Origin of the sequence: Nakamurella sp., from assembly GCF_048594475.1 — a bacterium.
GTDB lineage: Bacteria > Actinomycetota > Actinomycetes > Mycobacteriales > Nakamurellaceae > Nakamurella.
Window position 1 is genome coordinate 1 of the sequence record NZ_JBMDXT010000185.1, and the last position, 6140, is coordinate 6140.

The following is a 6140-nucleotide window of genomic DNA, read 5'->3' on the forward strand; positions in this document are numbered from 1 at the left end:
GGTACGGGCCGCCGGGGACCCACGACCCGCCGCCGACCGCGCCGGTGGCGGCGTTCTGCCACCCCGGGCCGCCACCCGGTCCCCACTCGGGCCGGCCGAAGGGCGCGGCCGCCAGCGGACCGGTCGGCGGGTCGGCGGGACGGCCATCGGGACCGGCCGGGCCGTCGGCGGCGGGGCGGTCGGGTCCGGGCGTGACGTAGGGCCCGGGCGACGCGGCGAACGGCGAGATGAAGGCCCAGCTACCGGTCATGTCGGACGGCCGGTCGGCGCCGGCGGCTCCGGCCGGTCCGCTCGAGCCCGGCGTTCGGTCGGCCGGCGTGGCGCCCGATCCGGGCGATTCCTCGTCGTGGCGGGTCATGCGATGCTCCTTGTCCGGCCGGTCGTCTCCCGGCCGACATCGAGCGTGCGAGGCCCACCTGTCCGCAGGCTGTGCGGTCCCTGTCGATCGTCGGTGCCCCGACCGGATTCCATCCGGCCATCCCGACCCCACCGGCGGGATCCTGATCATCCGGCGCCCGGCCCGGCCGGACCGTCGGACCCGCGTGGCACAGTGGCGGTCGTGTCCCAGGCCCCCGCGCCCGCCGACGACCGGCCGGTCCAGAGCACCTGGCGGCCACCGCACCCGGTCGCGCCGGCGCAGGTGCTGTGGCCGCTGCGCCGCGGCAGCCTGGATCCCACGCTGCGGTTCGACGCCGGCGGCATCTGGCGCACGGCGCTCACCCCGCACGGCCCGGTCACCATCCACCTGGACACCCGGCACCGGGGTGAGGTGCGCTCCACGGCATGGGGTCCGGGAGCCGAGTGGGCGACCGCCCAGGTGCCCGAACTGCTCGGTGCCGACGACGACTGGTCGGATCTGGACACCTCCGGTCACCCCTTGCTGCACGAGAGCCGGCGGGCCCACCCCGGCCTGCGGATCCCGCGGACCGCGCTGGTGTTCGAGGTGCTGGTGCCGGCCGTTCTGGAGCAGAAGGTCGTCGGGGCCGACGCGCGACAGTCCTGGCGCACGCTGGTGAACCGGTTCGGTTCGGCGGCCCCGGGGCCCGCGCCGGCCGGCCTGCGGGTCGTCCCGCCGGCGGACCGCTGGCGGCTCGTACCGTCCTGGGAATGGCATCGGGCCAACGTCGACCCGGCCCGCTCCGGCACGGTGATGCGCGCCACCAGGGTGGCCGACGGGTTGCAGCGCACCGTCGCGCGTGGCCGGGGCGGGCCCGAGGTCACCGCCGCCCTGCGCTCGGTCCCCGGCGTCGGCGTGTGGACCGCGGCCGAGATCGTGCAGCGCGCCCATGGCGATCCGGACACGGTCAGCGTCGGCGACTACCACCTCCCGGCGCTGGTCGGCTGGGCGCTGGCCGGCCAGCCTGTCGACGACGACGGCATGCTCGAGCTGCTGGAACCCTGGCGGGGGCACCGCCAGCGGGTCATGCGCCTCATCGAATCCAGCGGTTTCCGCAAGCCCCGCTTCGGTCATCGGGCCGCACGGGTCGACCACCGCCGGCACTGATCGATCCTCGCCATCTGTCAGGCTTGCCTTGACAGACCGGGTGGTGTCAGGGATACCTTGACGGCATGACCCACCCCGACACCCTGACCTTCCACCTGATCGACGAACCCGAGCCCGGCCCGCGCTGGCAGGCGCTCTTCGCCGCCCTCTGGCCCGGTTACCGCGCCTGGTATCTCCAGGACGGGGATGCCGCCCGGCCCGGACCGGAGCACGCCCGGGCCGCCCTGCGCCGGCACATGCCCGAACTCGTCCCCACCTGGTCGGCCCTGGTCGACCTGACCTCGGGCGACCCGGTCGCGGCCCGGATGCTCACCCTCTGGGACCCGCCGCGCTTCCTGCCCGGGTGCGCACAGGTCGCCGTCCCCGGACCCGACCCGATCCTCGTCCGCAACTACGACTACCACCCCGACCTGTGCGAAAGAGTCGTCTACTCCAGTCGTTTCACCGGCCGGCAGATCATCGGGACGGGTGACTGCCTGTGGGGCCTGCTGGACGGGATGAACGAGGACGGCCTGGTCGCGTCGCTGACGTTCGCCGGTGAGGCCGGCAGCGGAACGGGTTTCGGCATCCCGCTGGTGATCCGCTACGTCCTGGAGACGGCCGGCACGGTCGCGGAGGCGGTGGCGGTGCTGCGCCGGATCCCGGTGCACATGGCCTACAACATCACCCTGCTCGACCGGTCCGGCGAGCGGCGCACGGTGCTGGTGCGGCCCGGTGCCCCGGCCGAGGTGTTCGAGCTGGCCGCGGTGACCAACCACCGGGGCACCACCCCGCGGGATCCGGCCCACGCGGCCCGCTTCCGCAGCGTCGAACGGCAGCGGGCGCTGCTGTCCCTGCTCGCCGCCGCACCGGGACCGGCGGCCGCCGTCGACGCGTTCCTGCGGTCACCGCTGTACAACACGGAATTCGACCGGGGCTTCGGCACGATCTACACCGCCGCCTACCGGCCGGCCGTGGGCACCGTCGAGTACGCCTGGCCGGGGTCGAGGTGGACGCTCGGGTTCGACTCACCGGCCGGGACCCACGAGGCCAGGTACCGGGCCACGGGAGCCGCGGCGGCTTGAAGGTTCCCGCCCGCTGCGGCATCGTCGTCCCCACACGACCGGAGCACCGCGGGAGGGAACCGTCGCATGTGGAGCCGCGAGGAGCTGGCCGCCGCCGATTCCGACGAGCTGGCCGCACTGGCCGAACTGGCCATGCGCACGCTGGCCGGGCGGGGGGAACCGGCCGCCTTCACCCACCTGCTACGGATGACGTCGGTGGCCGGCGAGTGTGTCGGCATCGCCGCCCGGTCCACTGCGGCCGCCGGTTCGTGGGCCGGTGTCGGGGAGCTGGCCGGCACCACCCGGCAGGCGGCCTGGGAGCGCTGGCGCAGCCCGTGACACCGGCGCCCGACCGGGTCGTCCCGGCACCCGGGCCCGATCGCGTCCGGCCGGGACGCGCGACCGCCCGGCCGGTCTCCGGGCACCCTGGAGCCGGCCGGGCCGGCGAGGCCGCCAGGGAGCCGGCCGGACGGGCGCAGGCCACCGGCGACGCCGCCTGACTGGTCAACGCGCCCTACGCTGGGCCGGTGCAGATCCGGGATCTCGGACCGCTGACGGTCGAGCTCGACGGATTGCCGTCGGCCGTCGGCCACGGGCGGCTGGCCGCGGTGCTCGGCCCGCTCGCGTACCGGACCGGCGAGGTCCTCCCGCCGGCCACCCTGATCGAGGCGGTCTGGGGCCGGAAGGCTCCCGACCGGGCCGGACAGCTGCTGGAGTCGCTGATCTGGCGCCTGCGCAAGGAGCTGGAGCCCGGCCGGGCGGCCCGGGCCGAGCCGGTCGTCCTGCGCCGGGAACCGGCGGGCTACCGGCTCGACCTTCCACCGGCCGGTGTGGATTCGGCCCGGTTGCGGACGGCCGTCCCCCGCCTCCGCGCGGCGGCGACGGCCGGCCGGCCCGATGAGGTCCTGACCCACGCGAGCGGCGTGCTGGCGTTGTGGCGCGGGGAGCCGTACGCGCAGGTGCCCGACACGGGGTGGCTCGGTGAGGCCCGCCACCTGCTCGCGGCCGCCCGCCTCGACGTCGCGGTCCTGCGGGTGCAGGCCCTGCTCGACCTGGGGCGGCCGGAGGAGGCGGTCGGCGCGCTCGATCCGTTGCTCGCGGAGCATCCGCTGCACGAACACCTCCGGGTGCTGCAGATGACCGGGTTGTACCGGTCCGGCCGGCCCGCGGACGCGCTCGCCGTCTACGGCCGGGCCCGGGCCGTGCTGGCCGAGGAACTGGGCGTCGATCCCGGCCCCGAGCTGCGCGAGCTGCACCGGCGCGTCCTGGACCACGACCCCGGGCTGGGCCTGGAGACCCGTCCCGGACGCGACCGGACCGGCACCCGGCCCGCCCCGTCCACCGCCGGCCGCCTGCCCCGCCGGCGGACGTCGCTGATCGGCCGGGCCGACGACATCGCCCGCATCACGAACGATCTCGTCGGCAGCGCACTGATCACCCTGGTCGGCCCGGGCGGGGCCGGCAAGACCCGGCTCGCCGTCGAGGTCGGGCACGTGGCGGCGCCGGCGTTTCCCGACGGCGTGCGGTTCGTCGACCTCGCCCCGATCGGTCCCGATCTGGTCGAGGCGACGCTGGCCGGAGCCTTCGCACTCGCCGGCCGGCCCGACCGGACGCCGCTGGACACCGTCGCCGACCATCTGGCCGATCGCCGGGTACTGGTGGTGCTGGACAACTGTGAACACGTGGTGGCCGCGGCCGCCGCCGTCGTCGACGAGCTCGGCACCCGCTGCCCCGGGGTCCGGGTGCTGGCCACCAGCCGGGAGCCGCTCGACCTGCCGGGCGAACGCCGTCACGCCGTCGGTCCGCTGCCCGTCCGGGCCGCTCCGGACGCGGACCTCGCGCCGGCCGTGCAGCTGTTCGTCGAACGGGCCGGAGCCGTCACCGCGGTCCGCGCCGCCGGTGACGGAGACGGCGACGGGGACGGGGACGACGACGAGGACGGGGACGGCGACACCGGCGCGACCGCCGACGACGAGGTGATCGCGCGCATCTGCGCGGCGGTCGGGGGTCTGCCGCTGGGCATCGAGCTGGCCGCCGCCCAGGCCCGCACGTTCGAGCTGGCCGAGATCCTGGCCGATCTCGAGCGCAACCCGGCCGGGCTGGCGCGGCGGGGCGCCGGGCCGGCCCGGCAGGCGTCCATGCGGGAGACGGTCGACTGGGGATACCGGTTGGCCCGCCGGGACGAGCAGATCCTGCACCGGCGGCTCGCGGTGATCCCGGGTCCGTTCGCCCTCGACGCCGCGGCGGCGCTGTGCGCCGGGCCACCGCTGCGGGGCGACGCCGCCCTGAGCCTGGTCGGCGGGCTGGTGCACCGTTCCCTGCTCACCTCGTCGCGGCCGGCCCGGACCGGTGGGTCCACCACGTTCCAGCAGCTCGTGCCGATCCGGGCGCACGCCGCCGAGGAACTGGGCCCGGACGAGCGGGACGCGGCCGAGATCGCCCGCGACGGCTGGCTGCTCGCCCGGCTCGCGGCGGCGCCGCTGGACGGCCGGCGCGGCCACGCCGACGCCCTCGGCTGGCTCGACGACTCCGCCGCGGCGCTGCACGCCACGCTGGAATCGACCCTGGACCGCCGGCCGGATCGGCGGATGTTCGATGTGTTCGGCGGGCTGATCTTCTACTGGTACGACCGCGGCCGGCTGGCCGAGGCTCAGCACCGGGTGCACCGGTTCCGGGCGGCCGTGGACCGCGTGGCGGCCGATCCGGTCGATCGCGCGCTGGCCGAGGCGGCCGCCGGGAGCGTGCTGGCGCTGCGCCACCGGGGCGCCGAGGCGGCACCCCTGCTGCGCCGCTGCCGGCCGGTCCTCGCCGGTGCCCCGGCCGCCCGGAGCGACGCGGTGGCCACCGCGCTGCTGGTCGCGGCCGCCGCCGCCTGGACCGGTGACATCTGGGACGTGGCCGCCGACTTCGTCGACACCATCCTGGCCTGGGACGGCGCCGCGGGCCGGCCCCACCTGACGATGGTGGCCCGGGCGATCCGGTCGGCCAACTGGTCGTTCACCGGTGATCGGGCGGCCGGGATCGCGCAGGCCCGGCAGGTGCTCCGCGACAACGAGGCCCTGGGCAACGACATCGCCGCGCTCTTCGCCCTCGTCGCGCTGGCCATCACGGCGTTGACCGGCGGCGACCCCGCCGCCGCGCTCGCGCACTCCGACGAGTTGCTGCTGACCCATCGGCGGTTGGGCGCGCTGGCGGTGGCCGACACCATCGAGACCCGCGCCTCCATCCGCGCGGCGGCGGGTGAGACCGCCGAGGCAGTACGCTGTCTCGGCGCGTCCGCGGCGATGAACCGGCGGCTCGGCCGGGACTGGCCCTGGCACGAGTTCACCCGGCCGGTGCTCGACGGGCTCCGCAGGACGGTGGATCCCGGGGACTTCGCCACCTGGTGGGCCAGTGGCGAGCGGCTCGGCCTGGGCGATCCGGGCCGCTTCACCCCCGACTGGATCTGATCCCCGGCGGGATGCGTCCGGCTCCAAGGGATCCCGACCGTCCGATCCGGCCGCCGGGTCATCCCGTCAGCGGCCGCGCGGCCCGCTCGGCCGCGTCGGCCGCGGCCTCGTCGGCCCGCCGGGCCCCGGCGTCGCCCACCGCCG

Annotated in this window: 4 protein-coding genes and 1 pseudogene; 4 read left to right on the forward strand and 1 reads right to left on the reverse strand. The window is 76.5% G+C overall.

Annotated features, from left to right (window positions below; all coding sequences use genetic code 11):
- Positions 1-358, reverse strand: a pseudogene (locus ACOJUF_RS08955) (hypothetical protein); the annotation flags it as partial.
- A 201-nt stretch (positions 359-559) separates the two neighbouring features.
- Here ACOJUF_RS08955 and ACOJUF_RS08960 point away from each other — a divergent pair.
- The 4 genes from ACOJUF_RS08960 (at position 560) to ACOJUF_RS08975 (ending at position 5996) form a co-directional block, all read left to right on the forward strand.
- Positions 560-1504 carry a DNA-3-methyladenine glycosylase family protein gene (locus tag ACOJUF_RS08960; protein ID WP_420121515.1) on the forward strand — a complete coding sequence of 315 codons (945 nt, stop codon included), beginning with the start codon at positions 560-562 and terminating at the stop codon, positions 1502-1504.
- Positions 1505-1569: 65 nt separating this feature from the next.
- The gene (locus ACOJUF_RS08965) at positions 1570-2568 is read left to right on the forward strand and encodes a C45 family autoproteolytic acyltransferase/hydolase (protein ID WP_420121516.1); all 999 of its coding nucleotides are present in this window, start codon (positions 1570-1572) and stop codon (positions 2566-2568) included.
- A gap of 66 nt (positions 2569-2634) precedes the next feature.
- Positions 2635-2886: a hypothetical protein gene (locus ACOJUF_RS08970; RefSeq protein WP_420121517.1), complete on the forward strand. Its 252-nt coding sequence runs from the start codon at positions 2635-2637 to the stop codon at positions 2884-2886.
- 188 nt (positions 2887-3074) lie between these two features.
- Positions 3075-5996, forward strand: a complete 2922-nt coding sequence (locus tag ACOJUF_RS08975) for an AfsR/SARP family transcriptional regulator (RefSeq protein WP_420121518.1) — start codon at positions 3075-3077, stop codon at positions 5994-5996.
- The last annotated feature ends 144 nt before the right edge of the window (positions 5997-6140 follow it).